2 protein-coding genes are annotated in these 3726 nt (G+C 61.4%); both read left to right on the forward strand.

The window, feature by feature from the left end:
• Positions 1 to 798: 798 nt before the first annotated feature.
• Complete coding sequence (locus tag ACRESJ_RS11875; protein WP_431758054.1) at positions 799 to 2163, forward strand: glutamine synthetase family protein; 1365 nt, start codon at positions 799 to 801, stop codon at positions 2161 to 2163.
• 172 nt (positions 2164 to 2335) lie between these two features.
• Positions 2336 to 3622, forward strand: coding sequence for an NAD(P)/FAD-dependent oxidoreductase (locus ACRESJ_RS11880; RefSeq protein ID WP_431758055.1), 1287 nt, complete (start codon positions 2336 to 2338; stop codon positions 3620 to 3622).
• Positions 3623 to 3726: the final 104 nt, after the last annotated feature.

Here is a 3726-nt window from a genome sequence, read left to right on the forward strand (position 1 = left end):
GTGGGAGCCGGCTTGCTGGCGATGGCGTCGTGTCAGGCGATATCGATGTTGGATGTGCCGGCCTCTTCGCGGGCAAGCCTCGCTCCCACAGTGGCCGGTGGGGTTGGTGGATTTTGTGATCGACGCAGGACCCTGTAGGAGCCGGCTTGCTGGCGATGGCGTCGTGTCAGGCGATATCGATGTTGGATGTGCCGGCCTCTTCGCGGGCAAGCCTCGCTCCTACAGTGGCCGGTGGGGTTGGTGGATTTTGTGATCGACGCAGGACCCTGTGGGAGCGTGGCTTGCCCGCGAAGACGTCAGGCCAGTCGACATTGATGTTGGTAGTGCCGGCCTCTTCGCGGGCAAGCCTCGCTCCTACAGTAGAGTTAATCTGTGTGCTGGCGAACGTCCTGGGCGTTGAATAATATTTACAGACTTGATTTTCACCCCTAGTATCCAGACACCCCGGATGGCTTGTCCTACTCGCCACCGATGATTTCCGCCTCTGGAAACCTGCGCCATGCGCCATTCGCCGTCACCACAGCTCTCGCTGTACGCCTCGCCCCTTGCCAGCTCACGCCTGGCCGCGAACGGCATTGCCTCATGAAGCGCATCGTCAACCTGCCCATGGCCCTGCGCCGTTCCAAACTGCGTCACTCCGCACGTCCGCCGGATAGCACCCTGCTCGCCTGATCGCGTCCCCAACGCGTAGAGCACCCTCCTTTTCGCTATCGCTGCCAGCACGCACCCGGCTTGTGTCCGTCGTCGTGCCTTGGCCTGAATCCGTGCGCCCGCGGGGCGCCAACGTGAGTGACAAACATGAAATTCGCAGCCCTTGAAGATGCAAAGAACTTTCTGGCGAACAACCCTGATATCGAGATGTTCGAGCTGTTCATTCTCGATGCCAACGGCGTGCCGCGCGGCAAGCTCTTGCACCGCGAAGAACTGCTGGCGGTGTATGAAAGCGGACGTCCCCTGCCCAGTACCATCCTCGGCCTGACCGTACAAGGCGAAGACGTCGAGAACTCCGGGTTGGTCTGGGATGTCGGCGATATCGACTGCCGCGCCTACCCGCTCGAAGGCAGCCTGGTGCGCATGCCGTGGCGGCAGATTCCCACCGCCGCCGTGCAGGTCAGCATGCACCCGAAGGAAGGCATGCCGGCCAGCATCGCCGATCCGCGTCACCTGCTGATAAAGATCATTGACGGACTCAAAGCCCAGGGTTATCACCCGGTAATGGCCTGCGAGCTGGAGTTCTATCTGCTCGATACCAAGCGCGATCATCACGGTCGGCCGCAACCGGCGCTGGACGCTGACGGTGGTCGACCGAGACACACCCAAGTTTATGGCCTGCGTGAACTGGAGCAGATCGAACCCTTCCTCGCCGACCTTTATGCGGCGTGCAAACTCCACGACATTCCGGCACGTACGGCGATCTCCGAATACGCGCCGGGCCAGGTGGAAATCACCCTTGAACACGGCGATGCCTTGCAGGCGATGGATCAGGCCGTACGCTACAAACGCCTGGTGAAAGCTGTCGCGCACAAACACGGCATGCAGGCGACCTTCATGGCCAAACCCTTCGATCATCTGGCAGGCACCGGCATGCACATGCACGTCAGCATTGCCGATGCCGAGGGCCGCAACTTGTTCGCATCCGAAGACCCGGCCGGCACCCCGCTGCTGCGCACGGCCATTGGCGGCATGCTCGCCTCGCTCCTCGATTCACTGCTGCTGTTCTGCCCCAACGCCAACTCCTACCGGCGTTTCCAGGCCAACAGCTATGCACCGCTGGCGCCGACCTGGGGCGTCGATAACCGCACGGTCAGCCTGCGTGTTCCCGGCGGACCGGCCAACAGCCGGCACATCGAACACCGTATCTGTGGCGCCGACGCCAACCCGTACCTGGCGGCCGCGGCGATCCTGGCCGGCATCCATCGCGGCATCAACGAAAACCTCGATCCGGGCGAACCGGTGCAAGGCAACGGCTACGCGCAGGCCACGCAATTGTTGCCGACGGATTGGCTGACGTCGCTGACGGCACTGGAGAATTCAGCGTGGGCGCGGGATGCGTTGGGGCAGGAATTTCTTGGGGTGTATCTGGCGGTCAAACGTGCCGAATATCGGCAGTTCATGGCTGAAGTAGGTGAGCAGGATTGGCGCTGGTATCTGACTGAGGCGTGAGCCAGGTCAATCACCACAAAACCTGTGGGAGCGGCGGTGCGACGATTCGACTTGCCCGCGATCGCGGTGTGTCAGCCACCACCAATGTTGGACATGCTGGCCTCATCGCGGGCAAGCCCGCTCCCACAGGGTCCCAACCAGCTTCACGACCTCTTTCTGCTCGGACACGAACATGACTCAACAACGCACAAACTCCTACTACACCGCCACCCTCAACCAGGACACCGATTACCCCACCCTGCAAGGCCAACACCGCGTCGACGTGGTGATCATCGGCGGTGGTTTCACCGGCGTCGCCACCGCGGTTGAGCTGGCTGAAAAAGGCCTGAAAGTCGCCATCGTCGAAAGCAACAAAATCGGCTGGGGCGCCACCGGGCGCAACGGTGGCCAGGTCACCGGCAGCCTGTCGGGCGACGAAGCGATGCGCAAACAGATGCGTCGTACCCTTGGCGAAGAAGTCGACGATTTCATCTGGCACCTGCGCTGGCGCGGGCACGACATTATCAAGGAGCGGGTGGAAAAATACGGCATCAAGTGCGACCTCAAGCACGGTCACCTGCACGCCGCCTACAAGCCAAGCCATATGGACGGATTGCGCAAGGATTTCGATGAGGCGGTGCACCGTGGCATGGGCGACGAAGTCAGCCTGCTTGACCGCAGCCAGGTACGCGACCTGCTGCAAAGCGATCTCTACCACGGCGCCATCAAGAACATGCGCAACATGCACCTGCATCCGCTGAACCTGTGCCTTGGTGAAGCGCGGGCGGCGGAAAGTCTGGGTGCATTGATTTTCGAAAACAGCGAAGTGCTTGAAATCATCCACGGACAGACGCCCGGTGTACGAACAGCCCACGGGCGAATCGACGCCAATCAGGTGCTGCTGGCCGGCGACGTCTACCACAAACTGGAACCGGGCAAGCTCAAGGGCAAGATCTTTCCGGCCATGGGCGGCATCGTCACCACCGCGCCACTGGGGGATCTGGCCCGGCAGATCAACCCTGAAGACCTGGCGGTCTACGACTGCCGCTTCGTGCTCGATTACTACCGCCTGACGGCTGACGGTCGCCTGCTGTTCGGTGGTGGCGCCAACTACAGCGGCAAGGATTCACGGGACATCGCCGCCGAACTGCGTCCGTGCATCGAGCAGACATTCCCGGCGCTCAAAGGCGTGGCCATCGATTATCAGTGGAGCTGCGCGATGGGCATCGTCATCAACCGCATTCCGCAGCTGGGCAAGCTGTCGGACAATGTCTGGTACTGTCAGGGCTACTCCGGCCACGGCATCGCCACGACCCACATCATGGGCGAAATCATGGGTCGCGCGATCACAGGGCAACTGGGGCAGTTCGATACCTTTGCCGCCTGCCAACACATCCGCGTGCCCATGGGCGATGTGCTCGGCAACCCGATGTTGGCGGCGGGTATGTGGTACTACCAGATGCTTGAGCGATTGCGCTGAGTCATCAAAAAGGATGTTGTGTGTACTAGCCTCATCGCCGTAGGAGCGAGCTTGCTCGCGAAAAACCCGTAGACGCCGCGACCATTCAGAACACTCGCGTCATA

This window comes from Pseudomonas sp. (assembly GCF_050739655.1).
Classification (GTDB): domain Bacteria; phylum Pseudomonadota; class Gammaproteobacteria; order Pseudomonadales; family Pseudomonadaceae; genus Aquipseudomonas.